The sequence below is a fragment of the Mucilaginibacter sp. GW821-FHT07H05 genome (genome assembly GCF_059418485.1).
Genome location: NZ_JBWKPY010000003.1, coordinates 181,051 through 203,418, shown reverse-complemented (window position 1 = coordinate 203,418; position 22,368 = coordinate 181,051). Strand labels below are relative to the sequence as shown.

Annotated in this window: 18 protein-coding genes; 9 read left to right on the top strand and 9 right to left on the bottom strand. The window is 44.2% G+C overall.

What is annotated here, in order from left to right:
• Positions 1-104: 104 nt before the first annotated feature.
• Positions 105-377 carry a hypothetical protein gene (locus AC07M6_RS08725; RefSeq protein ID WP_494888622.1) on the top strand — a complete coding sequence of 91 codons (273 nt, stop codon included), beginning with the start codon at positions 105-107 and terminating at the stop codon, positions 375-377.
• 117 nt (positions 378-494) lie between these two features.
• On the opposite strand, the gene AC07M6_RS08720 is transcribed toward AC07M6_RS08725, so the two are convergent.
• The 3 genes from AC07M6_RS08720 to AC07M6_RS08710 form a co-directional block, all read right to left on the bottom strand.
• The gene (locus tag AC07M6_RS08720; protein ID WP_494888621.1) at positions 495-1,334 is read right to left on the bottom strand and encodes an oxidoreductase; all 840 of its coding nucleotides are present in this window, start codon (positions 1,332-1,334) and stop codon (positions 495-497) included.
• 40 nt (positions 1,335-1,374) lie between these two features.
• Entirely contained in the window at positions 1,375-2,217 is an 843-nt protein-coding gene (locus tag AC07M6_RS08715; protein WP_494888620.1) for an SDR family NAD(P)-dependent oxidoreductase, read from the bottom strand.
• A 143-nt stretch (positions 2,218-2,360) separates the two neighbouring features.
• A complete protein-coding gene (locus AC07M6_RS08710; RefSeq protein ID WP_494888619.1) occupies positions 2,361-3,257 on the bottom strand; it encodes a helix-turn-helix domain-containing protein in 897 nt (298 codons plus the stop codon).
• A 328-nt stretch (positions 3,258-3,585) separates the two neighbouring features.
• Here AC07M6_RS08710 and AC07M6_RS08705 point away from each other — a divergent pair, with 328 nt between their 5' ends.
• Both AC07M6_RS08705 and AC07M6_RS08700 read left to right on the top strand, forming a co-directional pair.
• On the top strand, positions 3,586-6,684 hold the full coding sequence (locus tag AC07M6_RS08705) for a SusC/RagA family TonB-linked outer membrane protein (protein ID WP_494888618.1): 3,099 nt from the start codon (positions 3,586-3,588) through the stop codon (positions 6,682-6,684).
• A 20-nt stretch (positions 6,685-6,704) separates the two neighbouring features.
• Positions 6,705-8,171: a RagB/SusD family nutrient uptake outer membrane protein gene (locus AC07M6_RS08700; protein WP_494888617.1), complete on the top strand. Its 1,467-nt coding sequence runs from the start codon at positions 6,705-6,707 to the stop codon at positions 8,169-8,171.
• Between the two features lie 75 nt (positions 8,172-8,246).
• On the opposite strand, the gene AC07M6_RS08695 is transcribed toward AC07M6_RS08700, so the two are convergent.
• From AC07M6_RS08695 to AC07M6_RS08680, 4 genes are all read right to left on the bottom strand, one after another.
• Positions 8,247-9,638: an MBL fold metallo-hydrolase gene (locus AC07M6_RS08695; protein WP_494888616.1), complete on the bottom strand. Its 1,392-nt coding sequence runs from the start codon at positions 9,636-9,638 to the stop codon at positions 8,247-8,249.
• Positions 9,639-9,716: 78 nt separating this feature from the next.
• Positions 9,717-11,579 (bottom strand): ABC transporter ATP-binding protein, encoded by a 1,863-nt coding sequence (locus AC07M6_RS08690; protein WP_494888615.1) that lies wholly within the window; start codon positions 11,577-11,579, stop codon positions 9,717-9,719.
• 36 nt (positions 11,580-11,615) lie between these two features.
• Positions 11,616-12,140, bottom strand: a complete 525-nt coding sequence (locus AC07M6_RS08685; protein WP_494888614.1) for a hypothetical protein — start codon at positions 12,138-12,140, stop codon at positions 11,616-11,618.
• A gap of 10 nt (positions 12,141-12,150) precedes the next feature.
• Complete coding sequence (locus AC07M6_RS08680; protein WP_494888613.1) at positions 12,151-12,927, bottom strand: SAM hydrolase/SAM-dependent halogenase family protein; 777 nt, start codon at positions 12,925-12,927, stop codon at positions 12,151-12,153.
• 102 nt (positions 12,928-13,029) lie between these two features.
• Between AC07M6_RS08680 and AC07M6_RS08675 the strand changes: the two genes are divergently transcribed.
• The 4 genes from AC07M6_RS08675 to AC07M6_RS08660 all read left to right on the top strand — a co-directional run bounded on the left by AC07M6_RS08675 (position 13,030) and on the right by AC07M6_RS08660 (position 16,399).
• Positions 13,030-13,992 (top strand): PhoH family protein, encoded by a 963-nt coding sequence (locus AC07M6_RS08675; RefSeq protein ID WP_494888612.1) that lies wholly within the window; start codon positions 13,030-13,032, stop codon positions 13,990-13,992.
• Positions 13,993-14,089: 97 nt separating this feature from the next.
• Entirely contained in the window at positions 14,090-15,034 is a 945-nt protein-coding gene (locus tag AC07M6_RS08670) for a phosphoribosylaminoimidazolesuccinocarboxamide synthase (RefSeq protein WP_494888611.1), read from the top strand.
• A 54-nt stretch (positions 15,035-15,088) separates the two neighbouring features.
• Entirely contained in the window at positions 15,089-15,466 is a 378-nt protein-coding gene (locus AC07M6_RS08665) for an STAS domain-containing protein (protein ID WP_494888610.1), read from the top strand.
• A 21-nt stretch (positions 15,467-15,487) separates the two neighbouring features.
• Positions 15,488-16,399 (top strand): ribonuclease Z, encoded by a 912-nt coding sequence (locus AC07M6_RS08660; protein ID WP_494888609.1) that lies wholly within the window; start codon positions 15,488-15,490, stop codon positions 16,397-16,399.
• Between the two features lie 94 nt (positions 16,400-16,493).
• On the opposite strand, the gene AC07M6_RS08655 is transcribed toward AC07M6_RS08660, so the two are convergent.
• Positions 16,494-17,441 carry an MlaD family protein gene (locus tag AC07M6_RS08655; RefSeq protein ID WP_494888608.1) on the bottom strand — a complete coding sequence of 316 codons (948 nt, stop codon included), beginning with the start codon at positions 17,439-17,441 and terminating at the stop codon, positions 16,494-16,496.
• A 22-nt stretch (positions 17,442-17,463) separates the two neighbouring features.
• Entirely contained in the window at positions 17,464-18,336 is an 873-nt protein-coding gene (locus AC07M6_RS08650; RefSeq protein ID WP_494888607.1) for an N-acetylmuramoyl-L-alanine amidase family protein, read from the bottom strand.
• Between the two features lie 52 nt (positions 18,337-18,388).
• On the opposite strand from AC07M6_RS08650, the gene AC07M6_RS08645 reads away from it, so the two are divergent.
• Positions 18,389-21,118, top strand: coding sequence for a putative LPS assembly protein LptD (locus AC07M6_RS08645; protein WP_494888606.1), 2,730 nt, complete (start codon positions 18,389-18,391; stop codon positions 21,116-21,118).
• Positions 21,118-22,365 (top strand): competence/damage-inducible protein A, encoded by a 1,248-nt coding sequence (locus AC07M6_RS08640; protein ID WP_494888605.1) that lies wholly within the window; start codon positions 21,118-21,120, stop codon positions 22,363-22,365. Before AC07M6_RS08645 ends, AC07M6_RS08640 begins: the two co-directional genes overlap by 1 nt.
• Positions 22,366-22,368 lie beyond the last annotated feature (3 nt).

The following is a 22,368-nucleotide window of genomic DNA, read 5'->3' as shown; positions in this document are numbered from 1 at the left end:
TAGCCAAAAAATGATCTGCGGTTTTGGATATTATTGTTTTACAAATAAACAAATGCTAAAATTATTAGTAAATGTTTATATTTGAAAAATATTTGAGTAGAGAGATGAGCAATCGTACTTATTTAGTAACCGAGGCCAAAGCCTGGTTAAAACGCAGGAAGGGCCCCGACGAGGTACTGCGCGTGGTACCGGATATTGAAGACGGCAGCCAGATATTGTGCTACCGCTTGTATACTGCTTATGATGATCATCCGGATTACCTGGGGCAGATCTTGTTTGATGCGCAGGGTTACTGGATCTACGATGGCGAGGTACTAACCATTGCCGAGCAGGAACAAGTTGCCCGGTTTATTATTAATTACGTGGAGGTATTATAGCAGGGCAGAGGGGCCGAATAGTACATATGGCTTTCCCAATGCCATTAGCCGACATTGGGAAAGCCATTCCAACCTATCTTAAAACAACGTATAGATCCGGCATTTTATCGGTGGATATTAAAATGATGTGGCTGTTGCCAATTCACGCCAGTTGTCCAGATCCTGTTTAACCCGGTCTATTTTTTGGAAAGCCAGATCGTAAGCGTCCTGACCTAAAAATAAATGCAGGGGAGGTTGGGCTGCTTCGGCGGCATTGATAATAACTGCAGCTCCCTTTTCAGGGTCGCCCTGCTGATTGCCATTAATACTGTTTTGATGTAGTGCCTCGATATCGCGTACGGCCTGATAAGCCTGAATAGGATTTTTTGCCACGCTTAAAGAATCAGGTTCCAGAAAATTAGTGCGGAAATAACCCGGAGAAACGATGGTTGCATGGATCCCGAATGCTTTAACTTCGGCAGCCAATGATTCGGTAAATCCCTGTACCGCAAATTTAGTGGCACAATAAATACCGAAACCGGGAAATAAGCCGGTGAAGCCGCCGATGGAAGAAATATTAAAGATATGACCCGACTGCTGCTCCCGCAGATAAGGTAATACCTGGCGAATGACATTTAAGGAACCGAAAACGTTGATATCAAAGTTAGCCCTTGTTTCCTCGTCGCTTAGTTCTTCCAGACTGCCGGTTAGGCCATAGCCGGCATTGTTTACCACTACATCTATCCGGCCAAATTTATTAATGGTTGCATTTATTGCCTCAGCAACACTTCCTTCATCTGTAAGACTGACAGCCAGCGGCAAAAAATTATCACTTGTACTGCCAACGGCCTGTTTAAGGCTTTCCGCGTTCCGGGAGGTAGCCGCTACTTTATAGTCACTTGCTAATAGTTGTTTTACAAGGCTTAGTCCCAGGCCTTTTGAAGCTCCGGTAACAAGCCATACTTTTTGATTTTGCATGATTATTGTTTTTTAATTGATCTGGTTTTGTTTTTAAATATTAACCCTGATAATCCATTGATTTGCTTAATTCCTCATTCATCCTGAATTCCTTATCCAGCAAATTGAGTTTGTTCATGGCCCTGTTAAAGGCATCTCCGCCTAATAAAAGGTACAGTGGCGGGTTTTCCTCCTGCGCTACGCCGATAATGGCTGCAGCTGCTTTTTCAGGATCGCCGGGCTGGCTGCCATCCATTTTCAGGTATCTGCTGTGCGATGTGCGTACATCCTGGTAATCATCAATCAACTCTTTAGCAATAAACAGTGATTCAGGTGTCAGGAAACTGGTTCTGAAGGCGCCCGGCGCTACCACAGTTACTTTAATACCCATGGAGCGTACATCATCGGCTAAAACTTCGGTTAAGCCCACTACCGAGAATTTGGTGGCGGCATATATGGCCCAGCCTGTAACCCCGGTAATACCTGCTATAGAGGCAATGTTGATGATATGGCCCGAGCGCTGCTCCCTTAAATACGGCATCGCTTTACGGATGACGTTTAAAGTGCCGAATACATTTACGTCGAAGCTATCACGGGTTTCTTTATCACTTAGTTCTTCGATACTGCCGCCAATGCCATAGCCCGCATTATTAATGATCACGTCTATTTTTGTAAAGGCGGCAACTGTGGCCTGTATGGATGCACCTACGCTTGCCTCGTCAGGCAAATTAACCTGTAAGGGTAAAAAATCAGGCCCCGAATAACCAACGGCCTTTATTAATTCATCTTTATTGCGTGAAGTGGCGGCTACCTGCTGCCCCGCGTTTAATAATTGTTTTACCAGGCTAAGCCCAAATCCTTTTGAAGCCCCGGTAATGTACCATACTTTTTGTTTGTTGTTCATCTGTTTTTTGTTTTTGATATTCAAAGGTACATTGGCCCATAGGGCTACCGTTTGCATAATTCAACCCAATAATTACAAAATTCAAACAACAACAAAAAAGGAGCAGCTAATAGCTGCTCCTTTTTTGTTATATATAAGTGCGATTAAGCGGCCCGATACCGCGAGGGCGTATACTGCGTTTGCTTTTTAAAGAAGTTATTAAAATGCGATGGTTCTTCAAACCCCAGGCAGTAACCAATCTCGGATATATTCCAATCGGTATGTTTAAGCAACGATTTAGCTTCACTTACCAACCTTTCGGCAATAACATCTGTAGTGGTTTTTCCGGTGGTTTCCTTAATGGCCCTGTTCAGGTGGTTTACGTGTACGGCCAATTGTACGGCAAAATCCCTGGCCGATCGCATATTAAAACGCTGCGATGGATCCTCAATAGGGAACTGCCGCTCCAGCAATTCTGTAAAAACAGCTGTAATGCGCGATTTGGCATCAGGGTGCTGGTACAAACTTTCCGACGGTCTTGATTTTAAGGCCGTGTGGGTTAGTTCGGTTACGTAATTCCTGAGCAGGTCGTATTTAAAAGCATAATCCGACCCGATCTCTTCCAGCATTTTAATAAATATATTACTCACCTGCTCATCTTCCTTTGAGTTAAGGATGTAGGCGGGTTTACCACCGGGCTGATACATCGGCAAATCGCCCAGGCTGCTGCCAATTTTATCGGTAAAAAATGATTTGGAGAAAATGCAGAAAAAACCGGTACGCGGCTCATTGGTTAAGGGCTCCCAGGTATAAGGTACCTGCGGGTTGAAAAACATCAGTGTGGAACCGTCAATCTCTATGCTTTTATCGGCATAATGATACCTGTTATGCCCGCGGATCAGCGTAATCTTATAATAGTCTCGCCTGCTGTAAGTTACCGGTTTATTAACGCAATCCTCTATTCTGAAAACATTGAAGTGGCCGATATTATTTTGCATATCTACAGGCAGGAAATTTGGTTTGTGCCTGTAAAAATCTTCCAGTGTTTCTGCCTTTGCCATGGGGTTTATCTAAAATGAAAATCAAAGATAAGCCCAATGGTGTTAATTTAATTACAAAATTCAAACACCTTATTGCAAAATTCAAACAGGTGCCGGCTGCTGCGCTTTTAAAAAGTATTTAAATACCTCAGGTCAGCAGCAACACAGGTTCAATAAGCCGTTTAACTGCAAGCGCATATTTCGGGAACATTCCCAATATTTGGGAGCGTTCCCGGTATATCCAGGGCTTAAAAGCGAGCGCTTTGTATAGGCTAAATGATTTATAATTGTCCCGTTCATTACATTTTCCACACATGAATGAGCACCAATAAACCAAACATTAAACCCTATGATGAGATCATTTCACTACTCCGCAAGGTACTTGCTGGCCTTTGGGTTGCTGCTGGTACTTTCGTGCGTTTATGCACAAAACAAATACACCCTGCAGGGGCGGGTGCTTGATGAAAAGCAACTTGGCCTGCCAGGTGTAACGGTTACCCTTAAAGGTACAGCCACGGTTACCAGTACAGATAAAGATGGCAACTATCAATTAACCATTCCCGATGGCACGGGTACATTAGTTTTTTCATCCGTCGGCTATCAATCCAAAGAAACACCGGTACAAAACCGCAAGATGATTGATGTGGAATTGGAGCCATCTGCCAAATCATTGGGCGAGGTTGTTGTAGTGGGTTATGGTACCCAACGCACCAGGGATATCACCGGTTCGGTAGGCTCAATATCTGCCAAAAGCATTAAAGATCAGCCGGTATCTACTTTTGGTGAAGCCATGGCAGCTAAAATAGCGGGAGTAGACGTGCAGCAAACCACGGGTAAGCCTGGTGCCGCATTAACCGTTCGTATCCGCGGCGCGGGGTCTATCTCAGCCGGTAATCAGCCATTGTATGTGGTTGACGGCTATCCGCTGGCAGATGCCGGGAGCCTGAATTTGATCAGCAATGATGACATAGCCTCTATAGAAGTATTGAAAGACGCGTCGGCCGCAGCCATTTACGGTTCGCGCGGGGGAAATGGGGTAGTGTTGATCACCACTAAAAAAGGGGCGGACGACAAGCCGCAGTTTACGTTTAATTTTTACACAGGCGCGTCAAAAGCGGCAAAAATGTTGGACATGATGAATGCCAGTCAATTTGCCGATCTGACATTTAAAGCTTATAACAATGCCTATATCGATCGCGGCGGCGATCCAACCGTCCCCGTTGCTAACCGTAATTATAATATTGCCGGTTTGTTTTTTACCCCCAATTTATGGAACGATACCGACTGGCAAAAAGTAGTATTAAGAACCGCGCCTTTCAGTAATTACCAGTTCTCGGTATCAGGCGGTAACAACGGGACGAAGTACTACCTGTCCGGAAATTACCTGCAGCAGGATGGTATTTTACAGGCCACCAGTTTTAAAAGATACAGCGTACGGTCTAACCTGGAAATAAGTGTAAACCCGGCACTAAAGATCGGTTTAAACTTTTCGCCATCTTTTTCAAATGAACGCCAGGCAAATACCGAAGGCAGTTATGCATCGGCAACAAACGAAGGTATTGTGATGCTGGCCGTACTCACTCAGCCATTTATCGGCCCGTATCAGCCCGATGGCAGCTATACCCGCCCGGTGCTAACCAATAACGCATCCAGCCGTAACCCGCTGGCATTGCTAAAAGAGATCACTGACCGGCAGAAAACATTCAGAGGTTTAGGTAATTTATATGCGGAATGGGCGCCGGTAAAGGGCTTAACGTTGCGCACATCGGGAGGTGGCGATATTATTGCCAGTCGCCGGGATTATTTCAGGCCCACAACTGTGCCTTCATCGGGCGTGGCTGTAGCCAATGGCTTTAATTCAACCGCTCAAAACATTAACCTGCTATGGGAAAATACGGCTACTTATAAAACTGTGCTGGATAAAGATCATAAGCTGGAAATACTGGGCGGCTACACCATACAATGGAACGATTTTGAAACCAATAACATTGTAGGTTCGGGATATCCAAACGACCTGGTAACTACGGTAAATGCCGCTACCACCCGCATCGGTACCGAATCAATTGAGCAATGGGCTTTAGCTTCTGTATTAGCCAGGTTGAACTATAGCTTTAAAGACCGGTACTTGCTTACCGCCAATTTCCGCCGCGATGGTTCTTCGCGGTTTGGCGCGAACACGCGCTGGGGGAGTTTTCCGTCGGCATCGGTGGGCTGGCGCTTAAGCGAGGAAAGCTTTTTGAAAGATGTATCCTGGCTTAACGATTTAAAAATACGGGGCAGCTATGGTTTAACCGGTAATAACAACATTGCCAACTACGGTTCTATCGGTTTGCTTTCGCAGGATAATTATGTGTTAGGTACCGGGACAGGTACGTTAATCAGCGGCTTATCGCCCATCAACGTATCCAACCCTAATTTAAAATGGGAGAAAAACCTGCAAACAGATTTTGGCCTGGAAACCAGTTTGTTTAATGATCGTATCCAGTTCACCGCCGATCTTTATCGCCGGGTATCATCAGATCTGTTGCTGAACCTGCAGGTACCCAGCATCCTTGGCTTCACAACTGCATTGGTTAATATTGGCAAAGTTGAAAATAAAGGTATTGAGTTTACAGTTAACAGCCGTAATTTAACCGGGGCTGTTAAATGGGGCACTAACTTCAATATCAGCTTTAATCGTAACAAAGTGCTGAGTACCGGCCCTTCGGGCTCGCCAATATTTACCGGGTCGTTTATTGCTAATGCCAGTATAACCCAGGTAGGCAGTGTTATTGGTAGTTTTTATGGGTATGATGCCATAGGCGTGTTTAAAGACCAGGCCGCGGTAAACGCTTATCCGCACTTTGCTACCTCGCGACCGGGCGACGTACAATACCGGGATGTAAACAACGATGGAATAATTGATGCCCGGGATATGACCATGATAGGTAATAACCAGGCCGATTTTAATTATGGCATAACCAATACCTTCCAGTACCGCAATTTTGATTTGAGCTTTGTTATCCAGGGTGTACAGGGCAACCAGATAGCCAACGCCTTCTCTACCGTTATCGAAGATGGATCAGGTGGCGGAAGAAATCAAAAGAGAACTATTTTAAATGCCTGGCAGTCGCCCGATCAACCCGGCGATGGGAAACACCCGCGTTATAATGCCACGGTAACCGGCAACAATAACCTGTTCTCTTCCCGCTTTATAGAAAACGGATCATACGGCCGTTTACGCAATGTTACCATTGGCTATACCTTACCGGGCAATATTATGAAAAAGATCGGCTTTAAATCGGCCCGTTTTTACCTGTCGGGCGAAAACCTGGTCACTATTACCAAATACACAGGCTTTAACCCCGAAGTAGGCAGCGCGGGCGATAACGCTACCCAGCCCGGGGTGGATTATGGCGCGTATCCCATTAGCAGGGTTTATACTATAGGTGCAAACATTGGTTTCTAAACCGTCCAAAACTAACGAACATGAAAAAGACCTTGATCATATATTTTACCATCTCAATAGCCTGCCTGTTGGGATCATGTAAAAAAAGCTTTCTGGAACTTAACCCGGTTTCGCAGATCGGTGCAACAACTTTTTATAAAACACAAAGCGACCTGCTGAACGCGGTAACCGGCGCCTATGCGGCCTTGCAGCTGAACGGGCAATATACCGAAGATTATTATTTTGTGGCCGACTACCCTTCAGATAACATTGAAAGCGCCCTCTCCGGTGCGTCTAATGATTTTGACCAGTTTGACCGCTTTTATGTTAACTCGGCAAATATCTATTTAGCCCCCTTTTGGACAGATGGCTATAAGGGCATTGTGCGTTGTAATAACGTAATTACCCAGGCGCCTAACATCCCCATGGATGAAACTCTTAAAAAGCGTTATGTGGGCGAGGCTAAATACCTGCGGGCACTGATGTACTTTAACCTGGTACGGGTATTTGGAGATGTACCGCTGGTAACCGAACCTATAGCCAGTATTGAAGAATCGTACACCTATGGCCGTGCACCGGTGGCGGATATTTATAAACAGATTGTAAAGGACCTGACCGATGCCGAGTCTGCTATGCCGCTTTCTTATACAGGCGCTGATATTGGTCGCGTTACCAAGGGCGCCGTGCAAACGCTTTTAGGCGAAGTTTATCTTACCCAAAAAAATTACGCGGGGGCCGTAACCGAACTGGCTCAGGTAATTACATCAAACGTGTACAAGCTATTGCCGGTTTACAATGATGTATTTAACCCGGCCAACGGTAATAATGCCGAAATAATTTTCGCGGTGAACTATAAAAAGGGAGGCATAGGAGAGGGCAGTCCGTTTGTGAATGCCTTTTTACCCACAGGCGGCATACCAACATTGGTAACAATTGGCACAACCGGTAACCGGATGACAGGAGGTAAGGACCTTTTTGATGCCTTTGAAGCCGGCGATACCCGTAAACCCATCTCCATTAACGATTCATTTATTGATGGTACAGGTAAAACGGTAAGCGTTTATTTCACCCGCAAGTATATGGATACCCCACCCACCGATAAGGATGGTGATAACGATTGGTATATACATCGTTACTCTGATGCTTTACTGATGTATGCTGAAGCGTTGAATGAAACAGGGCAAACCACACAGGCGCACACCTACCTGAACATGGTACGCGTAAGGGCAAACCTAAGCGCAAGAGTCAGTTTAACCCAGGCCGATATGCGGTTAGCTATTGAACAGGAGCGTCGCGTAGAACTTTGCTTTGAAGGCCATCGCTGGTTTGATCTGCTCCGCACAGGCAGGGCCATAACGGTAATGAATGCTTATTTTATTAAATACGGCATTAAGCTTGGCGGTGTACAGGTGCAGGTAAAAGATTTTCAACTGATACAACCTGTACCACTATCACAAATACAAGCCAACCCGGCAAAAATCACACAAAACCCGGGGTATGGCCTATAAGCTCTTACCGGCATGAATGCTGGTAAACATTTGTAGAAGCCTGTAATGATTATTGCAGGCTTTTACAGAGGCTTTTTATAATTGATACACGATATCCTTTTCTGGTATCGTAACCTGGTAATCATCTGCTGTTAAAGCGTCGGCCATGGCTTGCATGCTAACCGTTTCGCCATGCACCAGGAAGATGTTTTTCAGTTTGGTTTTATCTAAAGCTTTAATATTATTTAGCAGGTCATCATGATCGCCGTGGGCGCTCAATACATCTGTTTGTTTAATGGTGGCATATACGGCCAGTTCACGGTCTTTAATATGCACTATAGGATCGCCACGCAACAGGCGGTGGCCGAGCGTGCCTTTGGCGCAGTAGCCAATGAACAGGATAGTACAATAGTAATTCTGGATATTGTAGAATAAATGATCCTGGATGCGCCCGCCCTCCAGCATACCGGCTGATGAGATGATGATGCAGGGTTCAAAGTAATTGCTAATCTGTTTGCTTTCCTTGATATTCTCAATATAGGTCAGGTTTTCAAACTCAAATTCATCACCTTGCTGGTTGTAAAAATCTTTAGCCTCGTCATTAACCAAATGGTGATGCTTGCGGTAGATAGTGGTAGACCGGGTAGCCATAGGGCTATCAACAAATACCTGTACAGGTGGCAGTAAACCGCTGCTGAAGATCTTATTTAAAGTAAAAACCAATGATTGTGTGCGGCCGATACTAAACGCGGGAATAATTAATCGCCCCGGTTCTTTAATACAGGATTTTTCAATTACCTCTGCCAAAGTTTCCTCAACCGTTTTGCCTTTGGTATGCATCCGGCCGCCGTAGGTTGATTCGGTGACTAAATAGTCGACAGGAGGGAGCGGTTCCGGATCGTTCAAAACAGGGTAGTCCTGTCGGCCGATATCGCCTGTAAAGGCAATTGTTTTCTCTACGCCCGCATCATTGATCTTTAATACCGCCGCTGCGGCACCCAACAGGTGACCAACAGGGATAAAGGTGAGTTGGATATCACCATTTAGTTGAAATGGTTTGTTAAAGCCAATAGTAACAAAGCGCTCTACTGTATCCATCACATGCTTATGCAGGTACAGCGGCTGCCGGCTTGCACCATGTTTCCCCCTGCTGTGTTTACGGCTTTTCTCCTGCTTGCTCATGAAAATATTTACCGAGTCGAACAACAGCAGTTCGGTCAGATCGGCAGTAGGTGGGGTGCAAAGGATTTGCCCTTCATAGCCCATGCGTACTAAAGTTGGCAGGTTGCCCGAATGGTCGATATGCGCGTGGGTCAGTATCACCACATCAATATCAGCCGGGTTAAATGGAAAATCTTCGTTCGATTGCAGGCTGCGTTCTTTTTCGTAATCCAATCCGCAATCTACCAGTATTTTATATTGGCCAACCTGCAGCAGGTGCATACTTCCTGTAACCTGCTGTGCAGCGCCGTGTATAGTTAAGTTCATTCTTCGTTAGTTCATGGTTCATGGTAGAACGACCATGTCTGTATTTTTTCTTTCGTAAAATAGTAAATTGTTATGAAACTATGCCTGTTGACCTGGTTCTACCGGTTCTATAGACTCCTTCGTTTCATATTGAAGTTGACTTAGGTATCGATACAGCCCTTCCTTATTTTTCATTAAATCATCATGACTGCCGGTTTCCAGTATCAGGCCTTTCTCTACAACTACAATCACATCAGCTTCGCGAATGGTAGATAAACGGTGGGCTATGATGATAGAAGTACGGTTCTTCATTAATTCTTCTAAGGCTTCCTGTACCAGGCGTTCTGATTCCGAATCGAGCGATGAAGTGGCTTCATCCAGGATCAGGATAGATGGGTTTTTTAACAAAGCCCTTGCAATAGCAATGCGCTGCCTTTGTCCGCCGGATAGTTTTACGCCGCGCTCGCCCACAATGGTTTCATAGCCTTCGGGGAAACCACTAATAAATTGGTGGGCATTAGCGCGTTGCGCGGCTTGCATAATTTCTTCTTTTGTTGCAGATAGTTTACCGTAGGCGATATTCTCCAATATCGATCCGCCAAACAGTAGTACATCTTGTGGTACAATGGCTACCTGGTTACGAATATCGGTTAATGAATAGGTGCCGGCATCGCGGCCATCAAACTGGATAGTACCTTGCTGCGGATGGTAAAACTGCAAAACAAGCGAGGCCATGGTTGATTTTCCCGATCCGCTTGGCCCTACAATAGCCACCTTTTGCCCGGCTTTTGCCTCGAACGAGATATCATTTAAAACCGTGATCTCCGGACGGGATGGGTAGGCGAATACTACGTTTTTAAACTCCAGGTTACCGTTAATGGTTTCAACAACCGCGTTGTTGGTATCAACCATGGAGATGGGTTCGCCGTGTTCGACTAAAATTTCCAGCACACGTTCGCTGGCGCCTACGGCCTTTTGCATATTGGCATATAACTCGGGAAAGCTACCCATTGATGCAGCTACAAATATACCGTATATCACAAATTCGGTTAATTGCCCGCTGGATAATTCGCCATGGCTAACCAATACCGAACCAAACCATATAATACCTATTACTGAACCAAAAATGCAAAACACAATAAACGATGCAAATACCCCACGGAATTTGGCGCCCCTTACGGCTATAGCCACCACTTCGCGCAGGGATTTATTATAGCGACCGGCTTCGTAAGCCTCGTTTACAAATGCCTTTACGTTGGCAATACCTTGCAGCGTTTCTTCAACCACTGTGTTCGATTCGGCGAGTTTATCCTGTGCCTGCCTTGATATTTTACGGATAAAACGCCCGAACACCACCGCGAAAACGATGAGGAACGGCAACATGCTTAACAGTAATAAAGTTAGCTTGGGTGATACGATAACCAGGAAAGTGATCCCACCGGTTAGTAAAATAATTTGGCGGATCATCTCGGCCAGGGTAGTGGTAATAGCGTCCTGTATCTGCGAAAGATCGGCCGATATGCGGCTGTTCAGTTCCCCAACTCTGCGGTTCGAGAAGAAGTTCATGGGCAGGGTGATCAGTTTAAAATAGGTATCGCGGCGTATGTCAGCCAGCGACCGCTCGGCCACCTGCACAAACCAAACCACCCTAAAAAAAGATACAAAGGCCTGCGCAAACAACATAGCGAATGCCAGTATACCTATACCATTAATAGTAGCGGGTAAAAATGTATAACTCTGCTTGCCATGCGAGGCATCGATAAGCGAACCTAAAAACTTGGGAAATGTTAAGCCTGTTAAACTGGATATGAACAGGAAAAACATGGCTGCCATAAATTTGCCACGATATGGTTTTAGATAGGAGAGCAGCCGCAACATGTGTTGCAACCCCTGTTTATTTAATTTTGCCTTTGGCAGTTCAACACCTGCCTTGCTACCACTGTTTAATCGTCCCCGGGCCATTTATATATATGATCAAATTATCGTTCAAGCCCAAAGCTAAGCTTTTACGCTGCTTTTACGGCTGATGAGATATAAAATTGACAAAAACATGAGCACAATGATCCCAAACATAATTTTCTGTATAGTGCGTTGATGATCCATCATCTCACTGGTGCCTTTTTTTAACATATCCAGTTGGTTGCGCAGTTTGTTGATGGTGCCCATATAGGCCAGTGCATGGCTTTCAACCTGTTTGGTGCGGGTTTGTACCTGGCTTTGTTCAAAGGCCCGGTAATCAAGCAATATCTTTAGCTGGGCAAAGATCTCTTCATCGGTTTTAATGATATCCATTAAAATATCGTTTGACCGGCGGATATCTTTTTTGGTTTGCAGCCCGAAAATGCCGCTATGCTGGCTCAGGCTCTCTTCATACTGTCCAAACTTTTGCTTGCGTATATCCAGCATAGCGTTAATCTTTTTGCGCTGCACCTGGTAGGCCAGCGAATCAGATTTAAAATTAGCCTGGGCTTGTGCCGCGCTAAAACAGCACAGCAATAACAAATAGACAAGAAGCTGTTTCATTGTTGATGTGTTATTGAAAATCGATAATAACGCTATCGTCGATCTTCAATCCTAATAACCCGCTGGCGTTGCCTTTGTTTATCGCAATCTCTAAATGATCGCTGATACCGAACAGGCAAAGCTTTTCGCCTTCATCAACCTCGTTATAATACCAGCTAAGTTGGGTGATCACTTCATTACGTTTAAAATACAGCACAAAGCGGCGGCCTTCCTGTATCTTCATAAAAAGATCTTTAGTGATATTGGTGATCACATTCTGGAACGAATCGATATAGATCACCATGCCCTTGATCAGGTTTTTCTCGATCACGGGCTGCAGGTTCATTTTCTTTTCAACCGTATCAACAGGTTCGCCAATATCGGTCAGTTTGCCGCCCTTAGCCAAAATACAGGCCGCTTTTACAAATATATCGGTAAGCGGGAAATGTAAAAATTTGAGGTCCTGCATCAGGCTTATCTCCACCATTTCATCCGGGTCGCGGCCAAACATCAGGCAAAATATGCCGTTATCGGCGCCTACAAAGTAGTGGTTACGGTATTTTACAGCCAGGTATTTAACGTTTTTATTATAAACGGTGTCAATCCCTATCAGGTGAACGGTTTGCTCGGGAAAATAGTAGTAACTATTTTTTAAAATGAAGGCTGCTTGTTGTATATTGAATGCGGTGATATTGTGGGTGATATCAACTATATTAACCGTTGGCAATACTTTCAGGATGCTCCCTTTCAGGGCAGCCTGGTAAATATCTTTGTCGCCAAGGTCTGTAGTTAATGTAATTATTCCCATTAATATAATAATATTTATTGCTAATCTTGTACAAGCGTTAGGCGCTACAAATATTCAATTTTTTAATCAGAAATAATCTGTAACTATAAAAATCAATTAAGTTTGAACGAACTAAAATTATCAATAGACCATATTAATCCCGCTGTTTTGTGGGGGCCAAATAATGACCATTTCGAGATCATTAAGAAACAATATCCCAAACTGAAGATCGTAGCCCGCGGCAGCGATGTAAAAATACTGGGTGACGAGCAGGAACTAAACGCGTTCAACGACAAATTTACACAACTGGTTGACCATGTAGATAAGTTTGAATCGTTAACCAGTATTGATGTGGAGCGCATATTCGGGGCAAAATCAAGTCCGTCATCCGCAACAACAGATGCCGGTTTGGACAAATCAACAACGGGCGAGGTAATTGTGTTTGGGCCAAACGGAATAATGGTAAAAGCCCGCACGGCCAACCAACGCCGCATGGTAGATACCATCTCCAAAAACGATATCCTGTTTGCCATTGGCCCCGCGGGTACAGGCAAAACCTATACTGCTGTAGCCCTGGCGGTAAGGGCCTTGAAAAATAAAGAGATCAAGCGCATCATATTAACCCGTCCGGCCGTTGAGGCAGGGGAGAACCTGGGCTTTTTGCCGGGCGATTTGAAGGAGAAGATTGACCCGTACCTGCGCCCTTTATATGACGCGCTGGATGATATGATCCCGGCTGAAAAACTGAAGCTATACCTGGAGAACCGCACTATAGAAATTGCCCCGCTGGCATTTATGCGCGGCCGTACGCTGGATAACTGCTTTGTGATACTGGATGAGGCCCAAAACGCCACTGATATGCAGCTGAAAATGTTCCTGACCCGTATGGGCCCGTCGGCTAAGTTTATTGTTACAGGCGACGTTACCCAGATAGATTTGCCTAAAAAACAACAATCGGGTTTATTTACCGCCTTACGCATTTTAACCGATATTAAAGGAATAGACATTATTTACCTGACCGGCGAGGACGTTGTGCGCCACAAACTGGTACGTAAGATTTTAGAAGCTTACGGGGATATTCAGTAGGTTGGTGATTAGAGATTAGTTAATTAGTGATTAGGTTAAGACCTGATCAAACACAACAAGTACTAATCTCTAATTAACTGATCTCTAATTAACTAACATGAACTCAATAAAAGAAACAAACTTTAATTTTCCCGGGCAAACCGGATTTTATAAAGGCAAGGTGCGCGATGTTTATACCATACAGGATAAATACCTGGTAATGGTGGTATCCGACCGGATCTCGGCATTTGATGTAGTTTTGCCCGAAGCGATACCTTATAAAGGGCAAGTATTAAACCAAATTGCCGCTACATTTTTAAAGGCCACTGCCGATATTGTACCTAACTGGGTAGTAACCGTACCCGATCCCAGCGTAACCATAGGCCGCATTTGCGACCCGTTTAAGGTAGAGATGGTGATCCGTGGTTATTTGGCCGGCCATGCCTGGCGCGAATATAGCGCCGGTAAACGCCAGGTTTGCGGTGTGGCTTTACCTGATGGTTTGAAAGAGAACGACAAACTGCCCGAACCCATCATCACCCCAACCACCAAAGCTTCGGTAGGGCACGATGAGGATATTTCGCGCGAGGATATACTGGCCAAAGGCATCGTATCCGAAGCCGATTATGTGATGCTGGAGCAATATACCCGTGCCATTTTTGCGCGTGGTACCGAAATAGCCGCCAAACGCGGATTGATATTAGTAGATACCAAATACGAATTTGGCAAAGCCGACGGCACCATTTACCTGATAGATGAGATCCATACGCCCGATTCATCCCGTTATTTTTACAGCGAGGGTTACGAAGAAAGACAACAAAAAGGCGAGCCGCAAAAACAGTTATCCAAAGAATTTGTGCGGAAATGGCTGATAGAAAACGGCTTTCAGGGTAAAGATGGACAGGTGATCCCGCAAATGACACCGGAGATTGTTGAATCAATTTCTGAAAGGTATATTGAGCTTTTTGAACAGATAACAGGGGAGCCTTTTGTAAAACCCGAGCTGGGCAATGTGCTAAACAGGGTAGAACAAGCTGTGAACAAAGCGCTACTGAAGCTATAGGTTTTATAAATAAATTAATTATATCTTAGCTTTTTAATTTATCACGAATACAACATGAAATTTGCTGTTGATAAACACGAGAAATATGTGCTGGTGAAGCTTAATGAATCTAAAATAAATTCATTGATCACACCGCAATTAAAATCTGAACTGATACTGATAAATGCCGAAGGGCAAAGAAATATCGTGCTTGACTTGTCGCAGGTTAAGTTTGCCGATTCATCGGGCTTAAGCAGCTTGTTGGTAGGCCACCGTTTATGCAAAAATGCCGAGGGTGTTTTTATAATGGTAGGCTTAAACGAAGCGGTTTCCCGCCTGGTTACTATCTCACAATTAGATTCTGTATTAACTATTGTAAAAACAGTAGACGAAGCTATCGACCTGATTTTTATGGAAGAGATAGAAAAAGAATTAAAAAAAGAAGCAAAATAGGCTGATGATTGTTAACCGTTCATGAAATTCGAAGTAACTATACTTGGAAGCAGTTCAGCAACACCTATTTTTAACAGAAACCCTACAGCACAGGCGTTAAACATTAACGAGCGCCTGTACTTAGTTGATTGTGGCGAAGGCACACAACAGCAAATGCTCCGCTTTGATGTAAAAGCCAGCCGTATAGATTATATCTTCATCAGCCATTTACATGGCGACCATTACCTTGGCCTGGTTGGCCTGTTATCCTCGCTTCATCTTAACGGCCGTATTAAAACACTCCATATTTTTTGTCCCGCACCGTTAAAGGAAATTATAGACCTGCAGTTTAAATATTCTGAAACCACCATTCAGTATCCCATAGAGTATACTTTTATTGATGCAAGCGCACCGGCAAAACTGGTAGAGAACCAGGATGTAATTATTGAGAGCATCCCGCTTGATCATCGGATACCCTGCACCGGTTTCTTATTCAGGGAGAAAAAACGCTTACGAAAACTGCAGAAAGAGAAGATAGAAAATATGAACATACCGGTTGAATATTATTCTAAGCTTAAAAAAGGGGAGGATTATACCGATGCAGCCGGTAAGATGTATAAAAACGATGAACTCACCATCGATTCGGACAGACCAAAAACTTATGCCTATTGCTCGGATACACTTTATGGTGAAGGATATTTTAAGCAAATAGCCGGTGCCGATCTGTTATACCACGAGGCTACTTTTTTACATGATATGCATGACCGCGCGCTGCAAACTCACCATACCACAGCGCTGCAAGCAGGAGAGGTAGCCGCAAAAACAAACGCCCGGAAATTAGTGATCGGCCATTTTTCGGCCCGCTATAAAACCCTTAACGAATTATTGGACGAAGCCCGCAGCGTTTTCCCCGAAACCGAGTTAGCTATTGAGGGGAAGACGTTCACTGTTTAAGTCTAAAGTTTTAAGCAGGAAGTCTTCAGTCCGAAAACTTGCAAAGGTCTTTTCCTTTGCTTAAAACTCACGACTTCTGACTCAGGACTTAGCACTAATCCTTCTTCTTACCGCCGAAAACCGAGAAGCTTACATAACGTTTTGGATGCGCTTTCAGGTCGATAAACAGGTCATCCAGGTTTTTTGATGCGCTGTTCAGGTTTTCATATAGCTTGGTATCATTTAACAGTAAACCTAACGAGCCATTGTTACTATTAACCTTAGCCAGTACCGCTTGCAAATCGGCCACGGCTTTGTTGGCGTTATCCAGCGTTTCTTTGATCTTAGAATTAGACAGGTCGGTACTTACCTTTTTTAAGTCGCCGGTAACATTGTTCATGTTATCAACCGTAGTTTTCAAGCCCCCCGATGCGGTTTCGGCGTTAGCCAAAATATTGTTGATGTGGGTGGTTTGCGACCCAACCAGGTTATCAATTTTTTTGGTAGTGCCTTCCAGTGTTTGCAATGAGTTGGCAATACTGGCAAAACTACGGTCAACATTCCTTTGAAATTCGGGATTAAGGATCTTATTAATAGCCGCTAATGATGAATCTACTTTACCTATCAGTAATTCGGCTTTGCGCTGTATCGGCTGCAGGCTTTCGGCCAAACTGCCTTGTATATCGGCGCGTAACGTGTCTTTATTTTCGGCGTATTCTTTACTGTTACCCAATTCAAACACAATAGCCTTACTGCCTAAAAGATCGGTGCTTTCCAGCTTGGCCAAAGTATTATTAGGGATGTTATAATCGGGTTCTATTTTAAATTCAACTATGGTGCGCCCATCGGGCTGCAATTGCATGCGCGATACCCGGCCTATCTGGAAACCGTTTACCAATACCGGTTTTGATATTGATAGCCCTTCAACGCTTTTATATATAGCATAAAATTTATTCGACCGTGAAAAAACGTCGTTTCCGCGCAGGTAGCTATAGCCTATAATTAGTATCGCTATACTGATGGCAGTTAAGGCGCCGATTTTGGTTTCGTTAGATATTTTCAAAATAGATGTATATTATAATTAATCAATTCCCTTCGGGTGTCGCGGTTTGTTCAACCTCCCTTTTATATGCTTTTAACGCCCGTATCAGCGTTGCTACAATTTCATTTTGCCCTTCTTCCGAGTTCATGTACCGTTCGTCATCGGGGTTGTTAATATAACCCATCTCTACCAGCACCGATGGCATTCCGCTGCGTGCAAGTACCAGTACGCTTTGCTCGCGCACACCCTCACTTTTACGGTTGTCGGTATTTACAAATTCATCATTCACTAAATTCGCAAAACGCAAACTTTGTTTTCGATATTTATCTTTAAACGCGTTTAAAAGGATAATCGAAGCCGGATCGGTGGGGTTCAGTTCGGTATTATCTTTATAATTCTTGTCTTCAAACTCATTTTCCCTGATGGCTGCTTCCTGCTCGCCAACCCTGCGGTAAATATACACCAATAGCAAAACACCCTTGCCCGATCTGTCCGGAACCCGTATTTTTCTACCCCTGGCGCCTTTTACTATCCTGTCTGATAGCGAATTACAGTGCAGGGAAATAAACAATTGCCCCTTGTTTTGATTAGCTATATCCGCCCGTTTTTGCCATAACACATCGTTATCATCGGTGCGTGTCATCACTACGTTAATGCTGGGTAATTCTTTTTGTATGGCGGCCTGCAATTTAAATGCCACCGCAAGCGTTACTTTACTTTCCTGAGAATAATCACCCGATGCACCTCTCCAGTTCCCGTTGCTCATGCGGCCATGGCCAGCATCAACAACAACAGTTTTTAGCTTAAAGGCAGGGGCAATGACAGTATCACGGGTACTTTTAAAAGAGAAAAGCGTAAGCGAAACTAATGATAATGATAAACCACAAATCAATCTTTCTAATGCTTTATTTTTCATTATTTTTGAGCGCTGTTAACCAAATATGCAAAATTAGTATTCATAATCGATTTTGAAATTTATACGACTTTTTTTTCTGCTCGCAATTGTACTGGTATTAAATGAGATTGCTGCTGCGAATAAAGGCGCATATCACAATTATGCTTTAGCTAAAGATACGATTATTCAGCTTGATTCGGTACGTGACGCGAAATTATTACGTATTAAGAAGCCAAAAGCCAATCCTAAACTAACCGATACCACCAGAAAAAAAAAGGATACAGCGCCCCGGGATACCGATCAACTGACCGAAACGGTTATCGCCACATCTAAAGATTCCTCTTATTTCGACCGTGAACGCGGGCTTAGCTATTATTATGGCGACGCGCATGTAACCTATGGCGAGTTTGAACTTACGGCCGACTATATCAGGATAGACGAAAAGAAACACCTGATCTTTGCGAGCGGGTTGATTGATCCCAAAACCAAACGATACAGAGGCAGGCCCATCTCTAAAATGGGCAAGGAAGAAAAGCCCATGACATCCGACTCTCTCTTATTTGATTATAATACCAAAGGCGGCATTATACACAATGGCGCCATTGAGCAGGATGGAAATTTTATCTCCGGCGGCCGCGCTAAAAAGCTAAAGGGCGATGAAGTGGCTTATGAAAATTCCTTGCTAAGCACCTGCGATCTGCCGTATCCCTACACGCACTTTGGTATTGTAATAACCAAGGGTATTGCCGAAAAGAAAAGGATCATATCATCACTTTTTTACCTGGAAATACAAGGTGTACCATTGCCGATTGGCTTACCATTCGGATTTTTCCCTAAGCCCGATTCCCGTTCATCCGGGTTTATCCTGCCTACTTTTGGCGAAGATCAGAAACTGGGTTTTTACCTGCGTAACTTTGGTTATTACCTGGGTATAAACGATTATGTGGATTTAACCACCCAAGCTACCATTTATGCAAAAGGATCGTACGAGGTAAACACCAATGCCCGGTACACTAAGCTGTATAAATACCAGGGATCGCTCACCCTGGCTTACGGGTCGCATAATTATGGATTGGAAGGAGACCCCGCGCAAAAGGATTTTAACGTGCAGTGGTCGCACAGTACAAGTCCCAACGCGCATCCGGGTACTACCTTCAGCGCATCGGTAAATGCCGGTACATCCAGCTATTATCAAAATAACCCGGCTACAACCAACTACAGTTTGCAGCAATTAACCCAAAACAACCTGCACTCCAGTATTGCTTATGGCAAAACGTGGGAAGGGACGCCGTTTAACTTTACCGCTAACCTTTCGCACAGCCAGGATCTTACGCGTAAAATAGTAACGCTGGAATTACCCAGTTTCAGCTTCAACATGTCAACCATTAGTCCGTTTGATCCCAAGGATAGGGTTGGCGAGCAGAAATGGTATCAAAAACTAACCATAGGTTATAGCCTGCAAGGGACTAATAAGCTAAATGCCATACCCGAAGGCGAATTGTTTAAAAGCACCACTTTCCAAAAACGTTTGCAAAATGGCTTACAGCATCAAATACCTATTGGGCTTAACCTTAATGTTTTTAAATACTTCCAGTTTAATACCAGCGTAAATTATAGCGACAAATGGTATTTTCAAACCACCCGGAAAAGATTTAACCGGGGCAGCTTAAGCGGTCTGGATTCGATGATCGTTGATACCATCCCCGGCTTTAAACGTGTAGGGGAGTATAGCCTTAGCGCTGGTATGTCGACCAAGATATATGGTATTATCAGCTTTAAAAATAGTAAAATACGGAAGATCCGCGATGTGATCACCCCGTCTATCAGTTTCAGCTACCGGCCCGATTATTCGAGCCTGAGCTATGGCTTTAACCAGATAGCGGTTAGTAACGCTACCGTGCCATATCCAGCCTCCATACAGCGATATTCAATTTTCGACCAGGCCATTTATGGCGGCCCATCCGGCGGGAAATCGGCAGGTTTAAGTTTATCTGTTGATAATACCATTGAGGCCAAGGTGCGGGCAAAAAGTACCGATACATCGGGTAAAGACAGGAACGTACCCATATTACAAGGCTTATCTTTCGGCACGTTTTATAATTTCGCGGCAGATTCGTTTAGGCTTTCGCCGATCAATTTCAGTGGGCACACATCTATCTTAAACCAAAAGGTATCCATCAGTTTTGGTGGTGTGTTTGATCCTTATGTTGTAAACGTACGCGATTCTGTAGCTAATAATACAAGGGTGCGTTATACTCAAAGGGTTAACAGGTATACTTTCCAGGATGGGGCATTTCCATTTTTAACATCCTTCAACGTATCTATGGGGGCCAGCTTAAACCCCGCTGCTTTTAAGCCCGAACAAAGGCAGCGACCGGTTGGGCAACCCAATACCATACAAAATATGTCGGCCGAACAAGCTAATAAATTGGCTTTGTTAAACAGTGATCCGAACGCGTATGTAGATTTTAATGTTCCATGGAACCTCTCGCTCAATTACAGTTTTAATTACAATAACGACCGGCTTACCTCGGTCATTTCAAACACCATGCAAATAAGCGGCGATTTAAGTATCACCCCTAAGTGGAAAGTGCAGTTTTCAACCAACTACGATTTAAAGGTGCAGAAGTTTAGCGACGCTACATCGTTCTCTATTTACAGGGACCTCCATTGCTGGGACCTGTCTATGAGCTGGATCCCGTTTGGCTATTATAAATCATACAATGTAACGCTGAAAGTTAAGGCCTCTATTTTACAGGATCTGAAACTAAGTAAACGTAAAGACTATTATAACAACCTGTAATGCTTGCTGAAATTATAACCATAGGAGACGAAATACTGATTGGCCAGATTGTTGATACCAATTCGGCCTGGATAGCTCAGGAACTAAATAAAATAGGCATCAGGGTAAAACAAATCTCATCGGTATCTGACGACCGTGAACACATACTGACCGCCTTAGCCGAGGCGCATAACCGCGCAAAGATCATCATCATTACCGGCGGATTAGGCCCTACCAAGGATGATATCACCAAAAAAACATTAGCCGAATACTTTAACGTTGGCATGGTTGACAACCAGGAAACCCTGGATAATGTAGAACGGATATTTAAAAAATATAACCGCCCCTTACTGGAAGTGAACCGCCTGCAGGCACAGGTACCGGCCAATTGCGAAGTTGTTATTAATAACAATGGCACAGCGCCCGGTATGTGGTTTAATGTAGATGGACGGGTCTATATGTCGATGCCGGGAGTGCCGTTTGAAATGATGTACATGATGGAAGATACCGTGCTGCCTAAGCTAAAAGCTACTTTTAAGCTACAGGCCATTGTACACAAAACCTTGCTGACGGTGGGAGAGGGAGAATCCTTCCTGGCTACGCGGATAGAAGATATTGAAGACAGCCTGCCGGCGCATATTAAACTGGCCTATTTGCCCAAATTAGGGCAGGTGCGTTTGCGCTTAAGCGGATACGGAGAAAACGAGGCCACTTTAACCGCAGAAGTAGATCATTACGCAAAATTATTAGCTACCCGGGTAGCTAACGTGTTAGTTACCGAAGAAGATATCCCGCTTGAAAAAGCCATTTTAAATAAGATGGAAGCAAGGGGTTTAACCCTGTCGGTTGCCGAAAGTTGCACAGGTGGTTATATTTCACATTTGTTTACACAGCATCCGGGCTCATCAAGCGTGTTTTTTGGCGGGACGGTATGCTATTCGTACGAATTAAAGGAAAGCGTACTGGGCGTAAAGAACGAAACTTTATGGCAACATGGCGCTGTTAGCGAAGAAACAGTTAGGGAAATGGCAGAAGGCGCGATTTTTAATTTTAAATCAGACTATTCTATAGCGGTTACAGGCATTGCCGGCCCGGGAGGCGGCACTCCGGATAAACCCGTCGGAACTGTTTGGATAGCAGTAGCTTCTGTTAACAAAACAGTGGCAAAGAAATTCACATTTGGCAGCAAAAGGCTCCAAAACATCGAAAGGAGCGCTATATCGGCGTTAGGAATGTTGAATACTTTACTGTCGGAAGTGGAAAACTAACGG

Excerpts from the sequence above, each read along its gene's own strand:
- AC07M6_RS08725 (WP_494888622.1), top strand. The coding sequence starts at position 105 with ATGAGCAATCGTACTTATTTAGTAACCGAGGCCAAAGCCTGGTTAAAA.
- AC07M6_RS08720 (WP_494888621.1), bottom strand. The coding sequence starts at position 1,334 with ATGCAAAATCAAAAAGTATGGCTTGTTACCGGAGCTTCAAAAGGCCTG.
- AC07M6_RS08715 (WP_494888620.1), bottom strand. The coding sequence starts at position 2,217 with ATGAACAACAAACAAAAAGTATGGTACATTACCGGGGCTTCAAAAGGA.
- AC07M6_RS08710 (WP_494888619.1), bottom strand. The coding sequence starts at position 3,257 with ATGGCAAAGGCAGAAACACTGGAAGATTTTTACAGGCACAAACCAAAT.
- AC07M6_RS08705 (WP_494888618.1), top strand. The coding sequence starts at position 3,586 with ATGATGAGATCATTTCACTACTCCGCAAGGTACTTGCTGGCCTTTGGG.
- AC07M6_RS08700 (WP_494888617.1), top strand. The coding sequence starts at position 6,705 with ATGAAAAAGACCTTGATCATATATTTTACCATCTCAATAGCCTGCCTG.
- AC07M6_RS08695 (WP_494888616.1), bottom strand. The coding sequence starts at position 9,638 with ATGAACTTAACTATACACGGCGCTGCACAGCAGGTTACAGGAAGTATG.
- AC07M6_RS08690 (WP_494888615.1), bottom strand. The coding sequence starts at position 11,579 with ATGGCCCGGGGACGATTAAACAGTGGTAGCAAGGCAGGTGTTGAACTG.
- AC07M6_RS08685 (WP_494888614.1), bottom strand. The coding sequence starts at position 12,140 with ATGAAACAGCTTCTTGTCTATTTGTTATTGCTGTGCTGTTTTAGCGCG.
- AC07M6_RS08680 (WP_494888613.1), bottom strand. The coding sequence starts at position 12,927 with ATGGGAATAATTACATTAACTACAGACCTTGGCGACAAAGATATTTAC.
- AC07M6_RS08670 (WP_494888611.1), top strand. The coding sequence starts at position 14,090 with ATGAACTCAATAAAAGAAACAAACTTTAATTTTCCCGGGCAAACCGGA.
- AC07M6_RS08665 (WP_494888610.1), top strand. The coding sequence starts at position 15,089 with ATGAAATTTGCTGTTGATAAACACGAGAAATATGTGCTGGTGAAGCTT.
- AC07M6_RS08660 (WP_494888609.1), top strand. The coding sequence starts at position 15,488 with ATGAAATTCGAAGTAACTATACTTGGAAGCAGTTCAGCAACACCTATT.
- AC07M6_RS08650 (WP_494888607.1), bottom strand. The coding sequence starts at position 18,336 with ATGAAAAATAAAGCATTAGAAAGATTGATTTGTGGTTTATCATTATCA.
- AC07M6_RS08640 (WP_494888605.1), top strand. The coding sequence starts at position 21,118 with ATGCTTGCTGAAATTATAACCATAGGAGACGAAATACTGATTGGCCAG.